This window comes from Runella sp. (genome assembly GCF_965279615.1).
In the GTDB taxonomy this organism is placed as follows: domain Bacteria; phylum Bacteroidota; class Bacteroidia; order Cytophagales; family Spirosomataceae; genus Runella.
Genome location: NZ_OZ257252.1, coordinates 3,932,244 through 3,952,725, shown reverse-complemented (window position 1 = coordinate 3,952,725; position 20,482 = coordinate 3,932,244). Strand labels below are relative to the sequence as shown.

Here is a 20,482-nt window from a genome sequence, read left to right as displayed (position 1 = left end):
TTGCAACGTGTGATTTTTTCGTGTGGCTATGTGGCTCCGTTTTCTCAAAACCGGAGCCACATAGCCACACGAAAAATGATTGCCACACAGAATATCGAAATTATAAAAGATTGACCCTCAGTTTGGTAAAATAAAACCTTCCGCCAAATCCCATTTGAACTCCTTCATACATTCCGCCCGTTTCGCTGTAAGAAGGATCGTGTTTGCTGGGATAGGTATTTAAGAGATTGGAACAGCCAAAAATAAGCCGCATCTCTTTCCGTAATAAAAATCCTATGGACGCATCAGAGATAATTCTTGCGCCATAAATGTTTGAAATGTAGTTGCCGTCCGCATCCTGTTCGTGGCTTTTTATATCCAATTTTGAAAAGCCGATAAAACGAAGATTCGCGTTGAATTTTGGTTGTTGGAGTGCAAAGGTCAGGTTAAATTTATAATTGGGTGCCGAAGTCAGGACATACGATTGGTCACGTTGTGAAAAGTAATTTTCTTCTTTGCCCACCAAAGAGGCCGTAGTGTTAATGTCACCCAACATGATTTTGTTGTAATTGAAAGAAAACATGGTTTCGAGTTTTCCTTTTTCTCCCATTTCTGAAAAAACGGTTCCTACTACATCTATACCGTAGCTTTGGGTATTGAGCGCGTTGGTGAAAAACAATGCCGATTTTACTTCAAGCGGTTTCAGCAATTTACCAACTTGGGGATCATCATCGGTAAAATCGCCCGTAAGAAGAATTCGATTTTTGACCGCTACATAATAGCCGTCTACCGTCAGGGAAAACGTAGTATTGGGCTTAAAAACAGTTCCCAGACTTGCGTTTATGGCCGTTTCCTGCGTAAGTGGTTTTACACCAAGTGCTTTTGTGATAGAACTGTTGTTGGCGGCCAGAACTTTTCAAAGGAAATTCCGTCCACTACGTCATTATAGATAGCACTAAAATGAGATTGGGCCAAAGAAGGCGCTCTGAATCCCGTACTTGCAGAGCCTCTGAAGGCAATCAGTTCATTGGGCTTTACTCGGAAGGATACTTTTGCGTTCAGAGAATTGCCAAAATCGCTGTAGCGTTCAAATCGCGTGGCAAATGTCAGAAGTAATGAACGGGTGATATCGGTCTCAACGTCGGCATACGCACCTAAATTGGTTCGGAAAGTACTCAGTTCATTTTCCGGTCTAAACCCGGGGAATGTTTGTGCACCGCCCGGCAGATAGCCCGCATTTGGATATTTTTTCCATGAGCCTTCTTCCCCCGCAAAAATGTAATAGTTTTCAACTCTCAATTCACTTCCAATGGCAACGTTGGTATTTTTCAGTCCATTTCTGAATTTTCGCGTTATGTTGACTCCCGTAACATTTTGCATTAGCCCAAATCCTCCTGCATCGAAGGAACGGGGAGATTTGGCGCCTAACGAAGAGTTCAACGTATTAGCCACCGAATAATGCATTTGGTTTTGGCCAAAGGTATTGTTCAGATCAAAATTCCATTTTTTATTGGTTTTCGTTTTAAGTCCGACCGAAAATGTGCCATCCCAAATTTGGGATACTATATGAGGTTCAAAACCATTGGGATAAATAGCTTTAATATTGCGCTCATTATTGGCCTCGTAAGTCCATGAATTAGCATCTGTATTACGAAGTTGAACTCCGCCAAAGGCATAAAAAAAGGCTTTTTGTTTGCGACTTAAAGGGCTTTCGGTGTTAAAATAAAGGCTGTAATTCTCCGCTTTTGTATCGCCAAACATGAGGCGTGGTACATCTGAATAAATGGTGGCCGGGCGATACATTCTCCCACGACCCAAAAAATCGGCGGTTACATCAAAAAAACCTTCGTTTTTGAGGCCTTTTCCATAATGCAGGCTATAATTCTGGAGTACGCCGTCACCATTATTGGAGATACTGTGATTGGTATTGAATTTTAACCCATTCGTATCAGACCTTAATACAATATTGATGACACCTGCAATGGCGTCTGAACCATATTGCGCGCTGGCCCCGTCTCTCAAAACTTCGACGCGTTCAATGGATGCAACCGGAATCGTATTGAGGTCGGTCGGAGTATTGCCTCGGCCCGTTGTTCCAAACAGGTATACCAGCGACGCCTGATGTTTTCGTTTGCCATTGATCAAAACAAGTACCTGATCCTGCCCCAATCCACGAAGCACCGAAGGGTCAACGTGGTCTGCACCATCTGAGCCGGATTGACGATTGGAATTAAAAGAAGGAAGCACAAAATGAAGCAATTGACTCAGATCCAGTTGGCCAAAAGCATCGGCAAATTGCTCAACTTTGATGTTGTCAATGGCAACCGGTGTATCTGTATATGTTCGGTTATTGATATCCCTTGTGCCAACTTCCGTTTCTTCCTGGGTCAAATCGCTGGATGCCCGCATGGCTACATTCAGTTGGTAGTCAGCCACCCCAAATCGGGTTAGAGAGTTATAGGTAACATAGCCGTTTTTGGAAATCTTTACAAAGTATTCTCCACGACTGATTTTTAGACTGAATCGCCCGTCTTTGTTTGAAACGGCACTGCCATCCACTCCTTCAATAGTTATTTGAGCACCTTGAATGGGTTTTCCGGTTTGATTTTCGTAGATTTTTCCAATAAGCTGTTGGCCTAAAAGAGTGGAATAAGAAGCAAAAAGCAGTAGAAGGAAGACATACGTCTTCCTGAAATTTTTTAAGTTCATGAGGGTTAGGTTTAGAGTTTCATAATCGACATAATCACTTTGTGTACTAATCCGACATTAAGTTCTTATAGTGCATAAATAATTGTATTTACAAACTGATAAGCGCCGATAAAGAACATATTGGATTAAGGTGCCGCAATTTATACATTAAAAAATAACAGCCTAAAAAATCAATAAAAAGCATACCAATTAATTTCGTCAGCCGAAAAATTCACGTTGTACAATAGGAATATTTGGCGCTTCATTGCTTTATACAAATAGCTAATCAAAAAACTGTATTCATGAAAGCCTTTGCATTTTCACTATCGTTGCTTGTGCTCTCTTTTGGGTGGGTCGCCCTGAAACCCAAAGACTTTACCATTGCCAAAATTCCGTTGAAGATGACAGAGTTGAAGTTGGTACAAGATGAAAAAGCGGGTACTGTTTCAGTATTTAGAATTAACGGAAAACAGCCAATTCTGACCCAAAATGCAAAAGCCGATTTTCGTCCTTATTTGCATCCTATCATGGCTCCGGATGGCAAAGGAGTATTGACCGAATACAGTCCCGGGCACCACAAACATCAAACAGGTATCTATTGGGGCTATACGCGCGTCAACGGGCGTGACTATTTTCACCATCCTGACGGCGATTATTGGCGGCGTGTTTCGGCCAAAGTCATTAAAAGCAAAGGCGCGGAAGTGAAGTGGGAAACGGTCTATGATTTGCTGGATGAAAAAGGTGCGGCTGTATTGACCGAGACGCAAACATGGACCATGAGTGAGAAAGACGGCAAATACATCCTCAATCTGGAATGGGCGGGCGAAGCGCAAACGGATGTTACGATTGGTAAATACGATTATGGCGGTCTGTTTGTCAGAATGCCGTGGAAGCAGGGAATCAAGGGAGAAGTAATAAACGCGGCCCGTCAAAAGAACGAAAAAGCCGAAGGGCAGCGCGCTACGTGGGTAGACATTGGAATGCAGGTAGAAGGGCGAGACGATTTGGCTCATATCGCCATTTTTGACCATCCTGAAAACAAAGGTTTTCCGCAATACTGGCGCGTAGACGGTCAATTGGGAGCCGGACCGGCGCGGGCGCGCATGGCCGATTGGCAAATCAAAAAGGGGAAAGTGGAAGTGATCAAGCACCAATTGGTGATCTATACCGGCGAATTCAATGATGTTAAAATGTCTGCTACGTGGGGTGAATTCAGCGGGCAAAACATGGAATACGCCTTGTGGGGAGTGGCGCAGCAGGAAGGACGTGATGCCAAATTTCTGACACCCGAAGAGGCCGTTGCCAACATGACTCTCAAAGAAGGTTTTAAAGTGAACACATGGGCATCAGAGCCAATGATGACACAACCAATGGCTTTTTGCTGGGACGACCGCGGACGGCTCTGGGTTGCTGAAAACCGTGATTATGAATCGCGCGGACACGGATTTTCCAATGGGGGTAACAGTCGAATTTTGATTTTGGAAGATACCAACCATGACGGCGTAGCCGATACCAAAAAAGTGTTTTTGGAAGGAATTGCCTTTCCTGCCGCGATGGCCGTAGGATTTGACGGACTGTATTTGGGCGCACCGCCAAACTTGCTTTTCGTCCCCGACCGCAACCACGACGATGTGGCCGACATGGACAACATTGAAGTAAAACTCACAGGCTGGGGCATTCGTGACCGTCACGAAACGTTGAACAGCTTGCATTGGGGGCCTGACGGGTGGTTGTATGGCTGTCAGGGGTTTGCCACTCCTTCCAAGGTTCGTAAGCCCGAAGGGAAAGGGAAAATTTATCGTCATAAAGACCCATTCCCCGAAGATATTTTGCAGGGAGAAGGGGTCGATATCAACGGTGGCGTATGGCGGTACCATCCCACAAAAGATAAATTTGAAGTGGTGGCACACGGTTTCAGCAATCCGTGGGGAATTGACTATGATGCTAAAGGTCAACTGTTTATCAGTGCCTGCGTGATTCCTCACATGTGGCACGTTATCTTAGGCGGTATTTATCATCGTCAGGGTGGGCAGCATTTCAATCCGTACATTTACAGCGATATTCGTACCATTGCCGACCACAGCCACCGCTCAGCACACGGGGGGGCGCGGGTATACCAATCCGACGCATTTCCGCAAGAACAGAAAGGACGCATTTTCATGGCCAATATCCATGAACATGCTGTTTTGTCGGATATTTTGGTAAAAAAAGGTTCCGGTTTTGTGGCCAAACACGGCGATGAATTGCTCACGGCCAACAACGCCCAATGGGTAGGATTCAGCATGGAAGTCGGCCCTGACGGAGGTTTGTATGTACTTGATTGGCACGACGCTGATATTTGCGGTAAAGAAGTCATAAACGGCGAGACGGGCCGTATTTTCAGAATTATGCCTAAAGAATCATTGGCCAAAAACTGGGAAGGCCGTTTTGATGATCTGACGAAATTTTCGGATAAACAATTGGTCGAATTGCAAAAAAATCCGAGTGATTGGCATGCCCGTCGTGCCCGCGTGATACTTCAATCGCGTGCTGTGAAAGGCGCGTTGGACAAGAGCGCAATGGCTGACCTGCAAACCATTTTTCAGACTGATTCCAATCCTGATTACCGACTTCGGGCATTGTGGGCGCGGCACATTACGGGAACTATCACATCAGACGAACTGCAAAAATCACTGAGCGATACCGATGAATACGTGCGTGCTTGGGCAATTCAACTGTTGTGCGAAGACAAAGCCCCTTCGCCGGAAGTATTGACAATGTTTGTAAAAATGGCCAAAGAAGATGCATCTCCGATTGTGCGACTCTATTTAACTTCTGCGATGCAACGGATTGATAATGAATCAGCTTGGAAAATTGTGGAAAATCTTGCCAAACACGGCGAAGATAATGAGGATCATAATTTGCCCAAAATGATTTGGATCGGTTTGGAGCCATTGATCAAATCCAACCCTGATCGAGCGCTTGAATTGGCCTCACAAACGCAAATTCCGTTGATTGCCAAATACATAGCACGTCGAATAGTTGATGCCAATACTCCTGAAGTTGTGGTCACAAGGTTGGCAAGGTCCGGAACCTTGCCAACGTTAAATTTGGTAAGCATATTGGAAGGAATGCGGGATGGCTTAGAAGGGCGATTTGACCTGAAAGCCCCTGCCAACTGGGCCGCTGTGTACGCGAAGTTGAGATTGGAAAAAGGAGAAACAGCATCACTTGCCACCCAAATTGCCCAACGTTTCGGTGATACTGAGGCTACGCAGAAATCTCTGATCACCTTGAAAAATAAAAATGCGTCACTGGCTCAACGCCAACAGGCCATCCAAGCCATTGCGGCCCGTAAACGTGAGGAACTGGTGGATGAGATTCCTGAGTTGCTGAATGAGCCTAAACTGCGATTGGATGTGATTCGAGCCATTGCCGATTATGACAAAGAACCATTAGCTAAATTGCTGATCTCGAAGTACAAAGACTTGAATGCCGCCGAAAAGCAGCAGGCAATTCAAACACTTTCTTCGCGACCTAAATACGGTTGGCAATTGACTCAAGCCCTGAAAAATCAGACAATTCCGAAACGTGATGTGCCGCCATACGCCGCTCGTCAATTATTGCGGGTAGTGGGAAGTGGTTTTATTGAAGTGTGGGGGCCGATTGAGCAGGAACCGTCGTTGGAAAAATCGTACTCAAAATACCAGCGAATGATTACCGACAAAGCCGTTGCAACTGCCAATGCAGCCAAAGGCGAAGTGATTTTTCAGCGCACCTGCGGCAGTTGCCATAAAATGTACGGAAAAGGTGGAAACATTGGTCCGGATCTCACAGGCTCCAACCGCGCCAATTTGGATTATTTATTATTTAATGTCCTGAATCCCAGTGGTGAAATTCAGGAAGATTATAAATTGGTTGTCGTTACGACCCGCGATGGTCGGACGTATTCCGGCAATGTAATTTCAGAAAATGAACGTCAGATTACCATGCGTGTTGTTGGGCAGGATGCGGTCGTGGTCAACAAATCGGCCATCCAGTCGCGCGAGGTAATGCCGACATCGTTGATGCCCGTAGGATTGTTTGATTCATTGACCGAGCAGGAAGTGCTTGACTTGGTCAAATACATGCGCACAATGGGCGGTAATAAACAGGCACAGAAATAAACGTTACAAATCTATAACTGTGGTTACAAAGGTGGCGCTTCTCCGAAGCTTGTCGGGTTTTATTTTTCTACAAATATTGCGCTACAAAGGTTTGGGCTTCTCCGAAGCAGAATGAATACAAAACCTATAAGCTTCGGAGAAGCGCAACCTTTGTAGAAAAGGGAAATAGTAATCATACATCAAAAAAGCTTCGGAACGGTCCGCCGCGCGGAAGCGCCACCTTTGTAGTAGTGACCGTTAAAGAAATCGTGCGTTAGAGGTAAAAACGAAATTTCGTTAAACCTCAAAAAAATCATGGCTGACGTTTTCTCGCAACTATATATTCACCTCGTATTCTCTCCTAAAAATCGTCTTGCTTTAATTCACCCTTCTTGGGAAGAACGTTTACACAAATACATTACCGGAGTGATACAGGCACGTGGACATAAACTGCTGGCCATTGGCGGAATGCCTGATCACATTCACATTTTTGTAGGATTAAAACCGGCCGAGGCTATTGCTGATCTGGTCAAAGAAATAAAAAATGCCTCCAACGATTTTGTAAAAAAAGAAGAGCTGTCACCTGCCAAATTCGATTGGCAAAACGGATACGGCACTTTTTCGTATAGCCGCTCTCATATTGATGCTGTTTGTAAATACATTTTAAATCAAAAAGAGCATCATCGCAAAAAGACGTTTCGTGAAGAGTTTTTGAAATTATGTGACGATTTTGGAATAGAAATAGGAAAGAAAGACTTCTTTGAGTGGTTCGCCTAAACGACTGCTGCCTTAGTAAATTACCCTTCTCACGAAAAGACCAATCTCCTTCGTACCTTTGCGTTTTAAATAGAGCAAAGCGCATGAAGTTTGAAGATTATCACATCGCCCCTGAAATCAAGAAGAGTTTAGTAAATCTTGGTTTTAAACGCCCCACTGATATACAATTTAAAGCAATTCCTTCCATTTTGAAGGGCGAAGATGTGTTGGCGATTGCGCAGACAGGCACTGGAAAAACAGCTGCCTTTGCTATTCCAATCATCCATTTACTGAACGAACGCAAACGAAACAGCCGCCGCCCCGACGGTGTAAAATGCATCGTTATGGTGCCTACACATGAACTGGCCATGCAGATCACGGAGGTTTTTAACCGCCTTGGTCATTTTACATTGGTCGAAACGTTAGGTTTGTTTGGAGGAGTGGCGCAAGACCCGCAAATTGCAAAATTGGCAAAAGGAGTGGATGTGGTTGTGGCAACGCCCGGGCGTTTGTTTGACTTGGTCAGTCAGGGTCACCTTAAACTGGAACGCGTTGAAGTGCTGATTCTCGACGAAGCCGATCATATGCTGGATTTGGGTTTTATCAAAGACATTCGTGATTTGCTTCGCCACCTGCCCCGTCGGCGACAAACCCTGTTTTTTTCGGCCACTATCGACGAAAAAATCAAAAAGTTAGCCTATTCTTTGATCAACAGCGGAGCCATCCGCATTCAGATTTCCCCCAAAGATCCCGTTGCTAAAAACATCGACCATTTTGTGGCTTTTGTAGAAATGGACGATAAACGCTTTTTTTTGGAACGGATCATCAACGAGCATCCCGAAAGTAAAATCATGGTCTTTGTGCGTACCAAAGTGCGGGCCGAACGAGTGTTCAATGCGTTGGAAAGAATGGAAATAAAAAGCGCAACACTTCATGGAGATAAAGAGCAAAAAGATCGCCTATCGGCGTTGAATGATTTTAAAAGCGGTAAAGTTAAAGTGTTGATAGCAACCGATATAAGTGCTCGAGGGATTGATATTGCCAATGTAGATTACGTTATTAATTATGATCTGCCCGAGCAGGCCGAAAACTACGTTCACCGTGTGGGGCGAACAGGGCGCGGTACTCAAAAAGGAAATGCTGTTTCGTTTTGCAGTCCGGAGGAAAAACCGATTTTGGAAGAAATCGAAACTTACCTTGATAAACCCATTGATGTATTGCAAATCACTAAAGCTGAATACGATAGTATGATTGATTTTACCAACGATAATTCGGGAAATCTGCAAGTGTTGCTGCGCGAGATAGAAGAACTGGAAGAAGGACGGAAAAAGAAAAAAGGCAAGAAAAAGTAAGGTGTTGCAGCGCGCTATGTACATTTTTCGTGCCGTATCTTGAATATTTTGTTTTCCGGCAGGCTATCCATTGAGTTTTCTTCTAAATTGCAACTTTAAAATTCAATTTTTTATTAAAAAACCCATATTAACTCTTTACCTTATTTATAAATGAAGTACCTCCGTGCGTTGTTGAGTCTGCTGGTAGCCGGTGGACTGACGTACTTACTTAACCTACCTTTAGGCCCTGCGCCTGCATTAGGCCCTTTTTTCAGTCCTTTTACCGGATTTTGGCAAAATGAGGATGCGCCCCGGAAAGCAACCGCTTCCGAACTCAAACTGAAAGGCTTGAAAGGCGAGGTCGTTGTAAAATACGATGACAATGGCGTACCGCACATTTTTGCGCAAAACGATGAAGACTTGTTTTTTACGCAGGGATATATCATTGCCCGCGACCGTCTATGGCAAATGGATTTCTATACGCGCGTTACTTCGGGGCGTTTGAGTGAAGTAATGGGCCCGCTGGCATTGGACTTTGACCGCTATAATCGGCGCCTGCAATTGCCCGAAGGAGCCGCTAAACTGGCCGAAGCGTTTATGCATGACCCCGTTTCCAAGATGATTGCAGACTCCTATTCTGCGGGTATCAATGCGTATATTGAGCAGGTTGAGTACAAAGATTTGGCCATTGAATTCAAAATCCTTGGCTATAAGCCGGAAGCATGGTCGCCTTTAAAAACGGCATTGGTCGAAATGCTCATGCGCAAAGACATGAACGCCCGTTCTGATGATTATCGGATGTCAAACGCTTTGGCCAAACATGGCAAAGAGGTCATGAAAGACTTGTTCCCGGATTATCCTATTGAAGAATCGCCTATTATTCCAAAAGGAACCAAGTGGGATTTTACGCCTGTGGCTATACCTAAAGTGCCTGAGATGTTGAAAGCAAGCGTGGCGGCCAAATTGGACGTAGAAGCTGAAAACCCGGGCATTGGCTCCAATAACTGGGCGGTGCATGGTTCACGCACGGCTTCGGGATTACCGTTGTTGGCCAACGATCCGCACTTGGGCCTGTCGCTCCCTTCTATTTGGTACCAGATGCAACTGGTTTCTCCTACGGTCAATGTATATGGTGTGTGCGTACCCGGTTGGCCCGGCGTAGGGATTGGGTTCAATAAAGATGTGGCTTGGGGAATGACCAATGTAGGTTCGGATGTGTTTGATTTTTATCAGATCAAATTCAAAGACAAAACTCAAACAGAATATGAGTACGACGGTGGATGGCGCCCGGTGACCATGAAAGTGAATGAATTCAAGGTGAAAGGTGAGGCGAAGGTTGTTTCGGATACCGTTCGTTATACACATCATGGCCCTATCCTGTATAGCGACGGGCAAACGCCTTTTTTTGGAGATATACCTGTAGCACACGCACTTACGTGGATAGGGCCTGTCGCACTTGGAAACTCGCTGAAAGCACTATACATGATCAATCGGGCAAAAAATTACGATGATTACCGGGCTATTATGCCTTTTTTGGCTTCTCCGGCGTTCAATGTAGTTTTTGCCAGTAATCAAAATGACGTTGCCATCACGTCGGCGGGGCATTTGCCGCTCAAATGGAAGGAGCAGGGTAAGTTTGTGCTGGACGGTACAAATCCTGAGCATGATTGGAGAGCATGGATTCCTGTTGAACAAAATCCTCATGTCAAAAATCCTTCCCGAGGTTTTGTCAGTTCAGCCAATCAATTTCCTGCTGACCCTTCCTATCCCTATTATCTGGGGTGGAAATTTGCTCCGGGAGAGCGGGGGATTCGCATCAATGAACGTTTGGAAAACATGAAGCAGGCAACCATCGACAGCCTTCGATTGATGCAAACGGATAATTTTAACATTGAAGCGCGCCGTATTTTGCCTGATCTGCTTAAAATATTGGAAAAAGACTCAAGTTCTAAAGCCAGTCCTGCATATCCTATTTTAGCCAAATGGAATATGAAAAATGATCCCGAGCAGGTAGGTGCAACGATCTTTGAGCGTTGGATAAAAGAACTCCGCCTGGCAATCTGGGACGACGATTTTCCTGCAAATGACAAAAAAGCCCCCATGGCACTGCCCACGCGCGACCGTACATGGGAACTGCTTAAAAAAGAACCAAATTCAAAATGGTTTGACGATAAAAGAACACCCAAAAAGATTGAAAATGCCGCAGATATTGTGCGGACTACCTTTGTGGCTACCATTGATTCTCTCATTGACAAACACGGACGCCTCAATGAAGAATCGTGGGCATGGGGAAAAGCAAAGAGCACAGACATCAAGCACCTTGTGCCGTTGTTTAAATCATTTTCACGGATGGATGTAATCAATGGGGGAGGGGCAAACATCATCAACGCAACCACCGAGGGCGGGCACGGACCTTCTTGGCGAATGGTGGTGCAATTGGACAAAACATGGCCTAAAGCTTTTGGTTTATATCCCGGCGGTCAGTCCGGGAATCCGGGAAGCCCTTTGTACGATAACATGATTGATGGATGGGCTAAAGGCGAATTGAACGAACTTATTTTCCTGAAATCAAAGGATGAAAGCCATCCCAAGATCATTTCAACGATAAAAATCAGCAAGTAGCAAGCTTATTGAGAGGGTTATTTCTATTAGAATTCGGTAATTATTTGTATTTCAGTAAAATCCATTAAAAAACTAAGTACAAATTGTATTATAATAACCGTAAACTCACTAATTTTGTGTAATTCGTTAGTAGCTAGTAGATTGTAGCGCGTTTTCATTATCCTAAACTCAAAGTTATGCTTTACGTTCTTATCATTCTATTCAGTGCCATTGCTCAATACTTTGGTCCTTGGTGGCTGATGCCTATTGTATGTTTTGTACTTTGCTTGTGGAAAGCAGATGCGGCATTAAAAGCGTTTGGAGTTGCTTTTTTTGCGGCAGCAACGTTATGGTTAGGCTATGCTTCTTATCAGCATTTTGTCAATGAAGGACTCATTGGTCAAAAAGTAGCCGACATTTTTAAAATTCCTAATGTGCTGGTACTTGTGGTTATCACTACGCTGATCGGCGGAATTGTATCAGGTTTTGCCGGTATGGCGGGGTATTACTGCCGTAGAGCGCTGGCTTAGAATTTTGTACTTATAAAAAAGGGTCTGAAGGTTCAAAACCGCCAGACCCTTTTTTGATGATATAAGTGTTATTAAATGCTTCGCTCGATCCAGCCGAGTATATAATTAAACACTTCCGATTTTTGCGGCTCGTTATGAATTTCGTGGTACATTCCTTCCCATTTTTTGTAAGTAACCGGGCCGCTTACTCGCTGCGCAAATGCCTCGCTTGCAGGTTGAGAAGTGAGTTTATCTTCGGCTGCGTGCATTATCAGCGTCGGAACGGGCATTTCGCCTGAGTAGGTATTGAGAAAATCGGCTGCTTCCAAAATACCGATACTGGCCGATGCCGTGATCGAACCGTGTACCAACGGGTCATTTTTATAAGCTTCCACCACGGCCGGGTCTTTTGAAATATGTTCCTGCACCAAGCCGCTTTCCTGACTGAATCCGGGAAAAACAGAGCGCATCATTTTACCCAAAGTAACCAAAACAGGCTTGGGAGCAAACGCCAATTGTATCCACGGACTGCTGACAATCAATCCTTTGATAGCGGGTTTATGGCGAATAACATAATTCAAAGCTAAATTTCCTCCCATGGAATGCCCATAGAGAAAAACAGGTTTTGGGGATGTTTGGGAGCCAATAAATGCCAGAAAAACATCAATATCATCTAAATATGCATCGTATTTTGGAGCGTGGCCGCGTTTTCCTGCCGAATTTCCGTGACCTCGGTTATCAAGCGCGTAAAATGAATACCCGTTTTTATTGAAAAATTCCGCTACATGTTTGTAACGACCGCTGTGCTCTCCAAAACCGTGAATAAATGCAATGACAGCTTTGGGTTCTGCAACGGCCCATGTATGGACAAAGAGCGCGAGTCCATCTTTGGCAACAAGGTTTTGAGTGATTTCCGGCATGGTTCAGGATTTTGCCTGAAAGATAAACAAAAACCTCATTCAGTACCTTTACTTCGGTTGGAATTGGGGTATTAGTGTTTAAATTTGCTGATAATCAATCAAAAGCAGAAAACGTGGTTCATGATGGCATATAACAAAAATCCAAAACAGAGCGTTTGAGTAGGTGAGAAAACCCCGTTTCATGTCTTTATAATAAGTCGTTTAATGCGTAGTTGAAAAATGGGAATAAAATCAAAATGGATCGCAACGGGCGCGGCAGCAATAGTGTTGCTGAGTTCGTTTTCGTTTTTAGGAATGTTTGAACATCGGGTAGATTTCAACGATGAAGTAAAACCCATTTTGAACAAACATTGCATGGCCTGTCATGGTGGAGTAAAAAAGGCGGGAGGCGTGAGTTTTTTGTTTGAACAGGATATGTACGAGCCTGCAAAATCAGGCAAACCTCCTGTAGTAGCGGGCGATGCCGACGACAGCGAAATGATGCGTCGTATTTTACTGCCCGAAGGACATGAAGATAAAATGCCCAAAGATGGCCCGCCATTGACGGAAGAAGAAGTAAACGTATTGACAAAATGGATTGACCAAGGTGCCAAATGGGGAAACCATTGGGCTTATAATCGCATTGAGCGCCCTGAAGCTCCTAAAATTGGTGGTTTTTGGGCAAAACTGGGCTTGACAGAGGATGACGAAACACGTTGGGTACAAAATGAAATAGATCATTTTGTACTGGAAAAATTGCGGGAGCAAAATCTTAAACCTGCCCTCGAAGCCGACCGCGCCACACTCATTCGACGCGTAAGTTTAGACCTGACAGGATTGCCGCCCACGGATGCGCAGGTGCAACAATTCCTTAGTGATAAATCCCCTAAAGCGTATGAAACATTGGTTGATACGCTATTGGCTTCATCTGCCTATGGAGAACGCTGGGCCGGAACGTGGTTGGATCTGGCACGTTATGCCGATACCAAAGGCTATGAGCGCGATCCCGGACGCAGCATTTGGCGTTATCGTGATTGGCTTATTAAAGCATTTAATGACGATAAGCCTTATGACCAATTTCTAACGGAGCAATTGGCGGGCGATCTATTGCCAAATGCCACTGACGATAACTTGGTAGCAACGGGATTCCACCGCAATACCATGAACAACGACGAAGGAGGAACACAGGACGAAGAGTTTCGCGTGGCAGCGGTCATTGACCGTGTTAATACCACTTGGGATGTTTTTCAGGGTACTTCTTTTGGCTGTGTTCAATGTCACAGTCACCCTTACGATCCGTTCAGGCACGAGGAGTATTATAAATACATGGCGTTTTTTAATAATTCCCGCGATGAAGATGTCACCAGCGAAACGCCAACGTTGCGTTTTTATAAAACGGAAGATTCGTTGAGCATCGTAAAAGTAGAGAACTGGCTTAAAAAACATTCCGACGCCCGAAATCAGGCAGCAGTTATGCGTGATTTCAGACAGTTCGTCCGCATTATGGAGCCAAAGGTTAACTCGCATGATTTTGACCAACACGTGAATGCTTCCCTGTTGGATGCCAAATATTTTGGAATGCAGGACAGTGCGTCGGCTCGTTGGCAAAATGTGACACTGACGGGCAAAAATCGACTTTTGATAGCGATTGGGACCAATGCCGAAGATGCAATTTTAGAATTACATCAGGATAGTTTAGGCGGGAGAGTTATTGCCAAATTGGCCGTTCCCAAAACGGGCGGTGCCGGCAGAGATACAGTCGTTATTTTGCCCGTACAGCCCGATGCCGGCAAACGGACGCTTTATTGGACGCTCAAAAGCCCTAAAACACCCAAAGACTGGGTACAGATCAAATGGGCAACTTTTCAACAGGCGTTGCCCGGAAGCGATCAGCCCGAATTTGCTGAAATTGAAAAATTATACGCTCAGATTTTGACGGGAAATGTGGAAGGAACGCCTATTATGTACGATGGGCACGGTGATCTGGCGCGTCAAACCAATGTATTTGTTCGTGGAAATTGGACCGTAAAAGGAGAGAAAGTGCAACCCGGTGTGCCAACCGTTTTTAAAGTAAAAAATCAGGGAAAAGCCAAATTTAAAAACCGTCTTGATCTGGCACGATGGATGACCTCGCGCGATCATCCGCTTACGGCTCGGGTAGCAGTGAATCGCTTATGGGAGCAATTGTTCGGTACAGGAATCGTGGAAACCGTGGAAGATTTTGGCTCACAGGGAATTGCACCTACGCATCAGGCATTGATGGATTGGCTGTCGGTAGAACTTATGGAAACCAATCAATGGAGCATCAAGAAAACGTTGAAACAAATAGTGCTTTCGGCAACGTATCGTCAAAGTTCGGCAGTGACGCCAGAAAAGTTAGAAAAAGACCCTTACAACAAATGGCTGTCGCGCGGCGCACGAGTACGGTTAACGGCCGAACAGGTACGTGATCAAATGTTGTCAGTCAGTGGGCTATTGTCTCGTAAAATGTACGGAAAAAGCGTTATGCCTCTGCAACCCGATAATATCTGGCTTTCTCCTTACGATGGTGCCAAATGGCAGCTCAGCGCCGGGGAAGATCGCTATCGGCGGGCGCTTTATATCTACTGGAAACGAACCGCGCCGTATCCTTCGATGGTGACCTTCGATGCTCCAAGCCGGGAGTTTTGCCAAGTGCGACGTTTGCGTACCAATACACCTTTACAGGCATTGGTGACGCTTAACGACCCCGTCTATTTGGAAGTAGCTCATTGTTTTTCGGAAAATATTACGGCGCAATACCACCAACCGCAGCAACAAATTCGCGAAGCCTATCGCCGTCTGACCTATCAAACCATTTCGCCCAAACGATTGCAGGTGTTGATGAAGTTGTATCAACAATCCCTGGTCGAATACCGTAAAGACCCTCTGTCGGTCAAAAAGCTATTGGCAAATGATGGCAGCGCGAATCCCGAACTCGCTGCCCTGACCGTAACCACCAACGCCATGCTCAATTTGGACGAAGTCGTGACAAAAGAATAGTGCTTTCTAAACAAATTGCGTATACTTGGAGCACAAACGATTCCAAAACAGATGAAAATAAATTTCTACGGTGCCGCTCGCCGCGTGACCGGCACCAAACACCTCATTACTACAGAAAAAGGCACCAAAATTTTACTTGATTGCGGGCTGTTTCAGGGGATCAATACCCAAGACCTCAATCAACATTTCGGATTCAGTGCCAAAGAAATTGATTTTGTCATTCTTTCGCATGCCCACATTGACCATGCGGGCTTATTGCCCAGGTTGGTACGCCAAGGATACAAAGGCCCTATTTACTGCACCTCTGCTACGGCAGATTTGTGTAATATCATGTTGTTGGACAGTGCTTTTATTCAGCAAAAAGACCTGGAGCGTATCAATGAACGCCGTCGCAAAAAAGGGAATGCTGAATTGGAATTACTCTACGACGAAAACGACGTGCGCCAAACACTTGATCTGTTTGTTACGGTAGAATATCACGAAGATTTTTGGCTCAATCAGGATGAAGTAAAAGTGATGTTTACCGATACCGGACATCTTTTGGGAAGCGCAGCTGTCCATTTGACCATTAAAGACCAAGGGACTGAGAAACAGGTGACGTTTTCCGGCGATGTAGGTCGTCCTGAGGATAAGATTCTGCGTAGCCCTGAGCCGTTTCCGCAGGCACAGGTGATCATTTGTGAATCCACATACGGTAATCGCAAACACGAGCCTGAGCCGGACATGAAGGCGCATTTGCTGCGCATTGTGCGCGATACCTGCGTAACGCGCGCCGGAAAGTTGCTCATTCCTGCTTTCGCCGTTGACCGCACGCAGGAATTGGTCTATGCGTTGGACCAGCTTGCCAATGAGGGCTTATTGCCACGTTTGAAAGTGTTTATAGATAGCCCGTTGGCTGTTAAGGCAACGGCTATTATGCGTAAACATGACGATTGTTTTAATCCTGATATTCTGGAATACATTGAAAAAGACGGAGATGCATTCAACTTTCCTAATTTGTATTACGTATCAGATGTGGAACAATCGAAAGCCATCAATAACCTCAAAGAGCCTTGTGTGATCATATCTGCATCAGGTATGGCGGAAGCCGGACGCATTAAGCATCACATCAAAAATAACATCCTTGATCCCAACAGCACTATTCTGCTCGTTGGCTATTGTTCACCTGAGAGCTTGGGGGCAGCGCTCAAACGCGGAGATGCCGAAGTGAAAATATTTGGAGAAACTTACCAAGTGCGGGCGCGTGTGGAGGTGATGGATTCATTCTCGGCCCATGCAGATTATACCGAGCTTATTCAATTTTTAAAATGTCAAGATCCTATGCAGGTCAAAACGCTGTTTTTGGTTCACGGCGAATACGAAAACCAAGTGGTGTTCAAAGAAAGGCTTGAAAAGGAGGGATTCCGAAATGTGGAAATTCCCTCACAGGGTGAAGGCTTTTTTCTATAAATAACTTGTAGGGGCAGGCCTTGCGTCTGCCCCTACACGCTCATACAACACAATCGGGCAGACGCAAGGCCTGCCCCTACAAGTTATATGTAAAAATAAAAAACAATCCTTGAAAGTTGCGAAAATCAGAACGGAACGTTTTATTTGCAGCATCAAACAACCGGCGAAGTGGTGGAATTGGTAGACACGCACGTTTCAGGTGCGTGAGCCTTCGGGTGTGCGAGTTCGAGTCTCGCCTTCGTCACGGTATATAGTAGACAGTTACGGACAAAAACCCGTTTTTATGCGACAATATCGCATAGAGGCGGGTTTTCCCCTTTTAGGGACGGAGCATCTGGACACTACTTTGGACAATCGCGGACACTTAAACCCGACCCCCAAAACCATCATGCTAAACGTACAGTTCAAACTTCGAAAACTCAGACCCGACCACTTGAGTCAGGGTCGGGTCTTTCTGACCTGCTATTTTAACAGGTCTGAATTCATGTTTTACACCTCGCTGAATGCGACGCGCTCGCAGTGGGACGAAAAAAAACAGGAATTCAAACGCAATTACGACGGTTGGCAAAAAGCCAACATGGTGCTCGACAACCTGCGGAGCATCGCCAAAACCTACGAGAAAGACTGTATTTTAGGGCAAAAGCCCCTCGATGCGGCCGTTTTAAAGTTTTTATTGCAGGGAAAGAAGGAAAGTGACCGAAATCAAAAGCCGCTGTCCAAATGGTACGAACAGTTCATCGAAGCCAAAACAACGGAAGGCTTAAAACCCGCTTCCATCCGTGCCCACAACGCTACGAAAGATCATCTTTTGGAGTTTATTGCCAAAAAGGAGAAAAATGTGAGCCTTGACACATACGTCGATGAGGTGCACCAACGCTTTCTGACGTTCCTGCGCTCCAAACGCGACTACCATCCCAATTACATCGGAGCCATTCACAAGAATTTGAAGGTGTTTTTCAGCTATTGTGCCGAAAACGGGGGCAAACTCTCCCCCAACCATGCCCGCCTGAAACGCATTTACATCCCGCCGAAACGTGAATTCTTAACGCAGGAGGAACTTAAAAAGTGGATGGGGCTTACCAAAGAAACTTACGACGCCTGGTACATGAAAGTAAGCGGTGGTAAGGGTGGTTACAGTAATTTGCCCACGTGGGAATACGCCGAAAAAGCCAGAGACGCTTTCACGTTTCAGGCGCTGACGGGGCTTCGGCATTCCGATCTGTTCAGATTAACGCCCGATCACATCACTGATCTGGAAGGCGGGGGCAAAGGCCTGAAATTCATTCCGCAGAAAACAACGTCCGTGCGTAATAAAGCCACGCGGTCGGTGACGGTGGGGCTGATCGCGCCCGCGCTGGAGATCGTTAAAAAATACGAAGGCGGGCTGTTTGTGATCCCCGTGCCGCACATGCATCATTATAACCGACAATTGTCGTACGTGGCCGAAGCAGCCGGATTTACCGAACTTGTGGAGGTGGTGGAGTATGTCAAAGGTGTTCCCGTGTCGGTGCAGAAACCCAAATACGAGACGATATCCTCTCACATTGCCAGACACACGTTCGGGACCATTTCAAGGGTATTGGGTATTGATCTCTCCGATCTGAAAGATTTAATGGGGCACAGTGATATTCGCACGACCACGATCTACGATCACATGGCCAACGAGTACAAGGCCATCAAACAGTTGGATGCGTGGAAGGGTTTTAAATAAGTAACAAAAAACCCCGTCAGCACTTTGACGGGGTTTTTTGTTTATGGAAATGTCTTTAATCGGCTAATCACCGTCTTTTTTCACAAGGATGACCGTCTGAATTCGCGTTCGCTGGGAACTGCCGGTGGTTGTACAGGTAGTTCGAAGATGGGTAGCCTGATAATTATCCAACTCCCAAATGGCCCCCTGTACGGTTGAGACGTTGGCAATGGTCAGCAGGTTCTTTTTCTTCATGTACGTACTGTCGATGTCGTAAAAATAGACACCGTCTGTACTTCGCTGAATTTTGCAGGTTGCTGCCGGAGTGCCGTCAATTTTAAGGCCGTTGATCTGAACAGTTACCTTTTTGTAGATCGGTGGTACCTGCAAGGTTTGGGTTTTGGTGTTCGAGGCGTTCAAAAGCGTATCCCAGACCGTCGCATTGGCATCGGAAAGGGCGTAGACTGATTTATACACCGGGTTTTTTTGCGCCAGAGCGCCGGAGGAGTCGTTGAAACAGGTACCAAACAGTACCAGGCCAACCGTAAAGAAAAACAGCAGTTTTTTCATGGAAAAAAGTGATTAGTTGGAAAAGAATAAGAATTGATTTGCTTACAAAAATACAACAATTGATGTATTATCAAACACCAAAAAAAGCGGGCATTTCTTTCCGGATCTGAGCGGCCACCTGTGTCACTTTATCCGTGAGCGCGTCATGGGTATAGATCACGCTGCCAAGGTTTATGGCAAGGGTTTTGTTTTCAGCCGTAAAGATCAGTGCCCCGGCTTCGGTCGCGTAGCCATCGGTGATAAGCCGGCCATAGAGTTGGTTTGACTTGGTACGAAAAGCCGTTTCGGCGGTGTCAGTGGATTGAATTCTTGGAAGCATGACGTTGTTTTAAAAGGGTTGTCAGCCGGGTTATAACAGTTGTTTTTTGTCGGCGTGAGGGCTCCATTGTGTCACCCAAACGCATTACAATGCGGTCGAACGGGTCAATTTCCCTGACATATGTAGGATTGATGGCCGTTGATTTGTGAATGCGCATCAGGCCGAAGCGTTTACACAAAAGTCCCAACGGCTTTGAGCTCAGGATGCTTTTGCCATCGACGAATACTATAATAGTATACACACCCCTGCCTTTCAAATGAGAGATCGTTTCGGGAATAAGTTGAATGCCGTCGACTTTCATTGCTTTCATCGGGTAATAAAATAAAGGGCTGTCAATGCTTCAACACTTAGCGTACCGATTACACCCCATGTAAACCCCTGCTTTCTGCCCGTTTTTTTCGCGGTTTTTACCTGTGATTTCGTCTCGGATTTCCACACCACGCGCTCGGCACGATGCTTCAGCAAAGTATCGGCAAACATGGATTTTAAGGTATCTCGCTCATTACTGAGTTTGACATAGCTACGCTTACAGTCCATAAGCTCAAC

The 20,482-nt window shown here is 45.4% G+C and carries 15 protein-coding genes and 1 tRNA gene; 9 read left to right on the top strand and 7 right to left on the bottom strand.

Annotated elements, in window-relative coordinates:
* Nucleotides 1-100: 100 nt before the first annotated feature.
* Entirely contained in the window at nt 101-811 is a 711-nt protein-coding gene (locus tag ACQY73_RS16835) for a TonB-dependent receptor domain-containing protein (protein ID WP_428668479.1), read from the bottom strand.
* Between the two features lie 35 nt (nt 812-846).
* Complete coding sequence (locus ACQY73_RS16830; protein WP_428668174.1) at nt 847-2,688, bottom strand: TonB-dependent receptor; 1,842 nt, start codon at nt 2,686-2,688, stop codon at nt 847-849.
* Between the two features lie 281 nt (nt 2,689-2,969).
* On the opposite strand from ACQY73_RS16830, the gene ACQY73_RS16825 reads away from it, so the two are divergent.
* The 5 genes from ACQY73_RS16825 (at nt 2,970) to ACQY73_RS16805 (ending at nt 12,009) form a co-directional block, all read left to right on the top strand.
* A complete protein-coding gene (locus tag ACQY73_RS16825) occupies nt 2,970-6,812 on the top strand; it encodes a PVC-type heme-binding CxxCH protein (RefSeq protein ID WP_428668172.1) in 3,843 nt (1,280 codons plus the stop codon).
* A gap of 294 nt (nt 6,813-7,106) precedes the next feature.
* Complete coding sequence (gene tnpA, locus ACQY73_RS16820; protein ID WP_428668170.1) at nt 7,107-7,568, top strand: IS200/IS605 family transposase; 462 nt, start codon at nt 7,107-7,109, stop codon at nt 7,566-7,568.
* An 83-nt stretch (nt 7,569-7,651) separates the two neighbouring features.
* Nucleotides 7,652-8,899: a DEAD/DEAH box helicase gene (locus ACQY73_RS16815; protein ID WP_428668168.1), complete on the top strand. Its 1,248-nt coding sequence runs from the start codon at nt 7,652-7,654 to the stop codon at nt 8,897-8,899.
* Between the two features lie 150 nt (nt 8,900-9,049).
* A complete protein-coding gene (locus ACQY73_RS16810) occupies nt 9,050-11,500 on the top strand; it encodes a penicillin acylase family protein (protein WP_428668166.1) in 2,451 nt (816 codons plus the stop codon).
* 176 nt (nt 11,501-11,676) lie between these two features.
* Complete coding sequence (locus ACQY73_RS16805) at nt 11,677-12,009, top strand: hypothetical protein (protein WP_166556692.1); 333 nt, start codon at nt 11,677-11,679, stop codon at nt 12,007-12,009.
* A 71-nt stretch (nt 12,010-12,080) separates the two neighbouring features.
* On the opposite strand, the gene ACQY73_RS16800 is transcribed toward ACQY73_RS16805, so the two are convergent.
* Nucleotides 12,081-12,908, bottom strand: coding sequence for an alpha/beta hydrolase (locus tag ACQY73_RS16800; protein WP_428668163.1), 828 nt, complete (start codon nt 12,906-12,908; stop codon nt 12,081-12,083).
* Nucleotides 12,909-13,127: 219 nt separating this feature from the next.
* Between ACQY73_RS16800 and ACQY73_RS16795 the strand changes: the two genes are divergently transcribed.
* From ACQY73_RS16795 to ACQY73_RS16780, 4 genes are all read left to right on the top strand, one after another.
* A complete protein-coding gene (locus ACQY73_RS16795; RefSeq protein WP_428668161.1) occupies nt 13,128-15,908 on the top strand; it encodes a DUF1553 domain-containing protein in 2,781 nt (926 codons plus the stop codon).
* 51 nt (nt 15,909-15,959) lie between these two features.
* Nucleotides 15,960-17,357, top strand: coding sequence for an MBL fold metallo-hydrolase RNA specificity domain-containing protein (locus ACQY73_RS16790; protein ID WP_428668159.1), 1,398 nt, complete (start codon nt 15,960-15,962; stop codon nt 17,355-17,357).
* A 162-nt stretch (nt 17,358-17,519) separates the two neighbouring features.
* A tRNA-Leu gene (locus ACQY73_RS16785) sits at nt 17,520-17,601 on the top strand.
* Nucleotides 17,602-17,640: 39 nt separating this feature from the next.
* A complete protein-coding gene (locus ACQY73_RS16780) occupies nt 17,641-19,068 on the top strand; it encodes a tyrosine-type recombinase/integrase (RefSeq protein WP_428668157.1) in 1,428 nt (475 codons plus the stop codon).
* Between the two features lie 63 nt (nt 19,069-19,131).
* Here the strand turns inward: ACQY73_RS16780 and ACQY73_RS16775 are convergent, their stop codons facing one another.
* The 4 genes from ACQY73_RS16775 to ACQY73_RS16760 form a co-directional block, all read right to left on the bottom strand.
* Nucleotides 19,132-19,617: a hypothetical protein gene (locus tag ACQY73_RS16775; protein WP_428668155.1), complete on the bottom strand. Its 486-nt coding sequence runs from the start codon at nt 19,615-19,617 to the stop codon at nt 19,132-19,134.
* Nucleotides 19,618-19,687: 70 nt separating this feature from the next.
* A complete protein-coding gene (locus ACQY73_RS16770) occupies nt 19,688-19,936 on the bottom strand; it encodes a hypothetical protein (RefSeq protein WP_428668153.1) in 249 nt (82 codons plus the stop codon).
* Nucleotides 19,911-20,246 (bottom strand): LytTR family transcriptional regulator DNA-binding domain-containing protein, encoded by a 336-nt coding sequence (locus ACQY73_RS16765; protein WP_428668151.1) that lies wholly within the window; start codon nt 20,244-20,246, stop codon nt 19,911-19,913. Before ACQY73_RS16765 ends, ACQY73_RS16770 begins: the two co-directional genes overlap by 26 nt.
* Nucleotides 20,243-20,473, bottom strand: a complete 231-nt coding sequence (locus ACQY73_RS16760) for a hypothetical protein (protein WP_428668149.1) — start codon at nt 20,471-20,473, stop codon at nt 20,243-20,245. The genes ACQY73_RS16765 and ACQY73_RS16760 overlap by 4 nt, the downstream gene beginning before the upstream one ends.
* Between the last annotated feature and the right edge of the window lie 9 nt (nt 20,474-20,482).

Excerpts from the sequence above, each read along its gene's own strand:
- ACQY73_RS16815 (WP_428668168.1), top strand. The coding sequence starts at position 7,652 with ATGAAGTTTGAAGATTATCACATCGCCCCTGAAATCAAGAAGAGTTTA.
- ACQY73_RS16795 (WP_428668161.1), top strand. The coding sequence starts at position 13,128 with ATGGGAATAAAATCAAAATGGATCGCAACGGGCGCGGCAGCAATAGTG.
- ACQY73_RS16770 (WP_428668153.1), bottom strand. The coding sequence starts at position 19,936 with ATGCTTCCAAGAATTCAATCCACTGACACCGCCGAAACGGCTTTTCGT.
- ACQY73_RS16790 (WP_428668159.1), top strand. The coding sequence starts at position 15,960 with ATGAAAATAAATTTCTACGGTGCCGCTCGCCGCGTGACCGGCACCAAA.
- ACQY73_RS16800 (WP_428668163.1), bottom strand. The coding sequence starts at position 12,908 with ATGCCGGAAATCACTCAAAACCTTGTTGCCAAAGATGGACTCGCGCTC.
- ACQY73_RS16810 (WP_428668166.1), top strand. The coding sequence starts at position 9,050 with ATGAAGTACCTCCGTGCGTTGTTGAGTCTGCTGGTAGCCGGTGGACTG.
- ACQY73_RS16825 (WP_428668172.1), top strand. The coding sequence starts at position 2,970 with ATGAAAGCCTTTGCATTTTCACTATCGTTGCTTGTGCTCTCTTTTGGG.
- ACQY73_RS16805 (WP_166556692.1), top strand. The coding sequence starts at position 11,677 with ATGCTTTACGTTCTTATCATTCTATTCAGTGCCATTGCTCAATACTTT.
- ACQY73_RS16765 (WP_428668151.1), bottom strand. The coding sequence starts at position 20,246 with ATGAAAGCAATGAAAGTCGACGGCATTCAACTTATTCCCGAAACGATC.
- ACQY73_RS16760 (WP_428668149.1), bottom strand. The coding sequence starts at position 20,473 with ATGGACTGTAAGCGTAGCTATGTCAAACTCAGTAATGAGCGAGATACC.
- ACQY73_RS16775 (WP_428668155.1), bottom strand. The coding sequence starts at position 19,617 with ATGAAAAAACTGCTGTTTTTCTTTACGGTTGGCCTGGTACTGTTTGGT.
- tnpA (WP_428668170.1), top strand. The coding sequence starts at position 7,107 with ATGGCTGACGTTTTCTCGCAACTATATATTCACCTCGTATTCTCTCCT.
- ACQY73_RS16780 (WP_428668157.1), top strand. The coding sequence starts at position 17,641 with ATGCGACAATATCGCATAGAGGCGGGTTTTCCCCTTTTAGGGACGGAG.
- ACQY73_RS16830 (WP_428668174.1), bottom strand. The coding sequence starts at position 2,688 with ATGAACTTAAAAAATTTCAGGAAGACGTATGTCTTCCTTCTACTGCTT.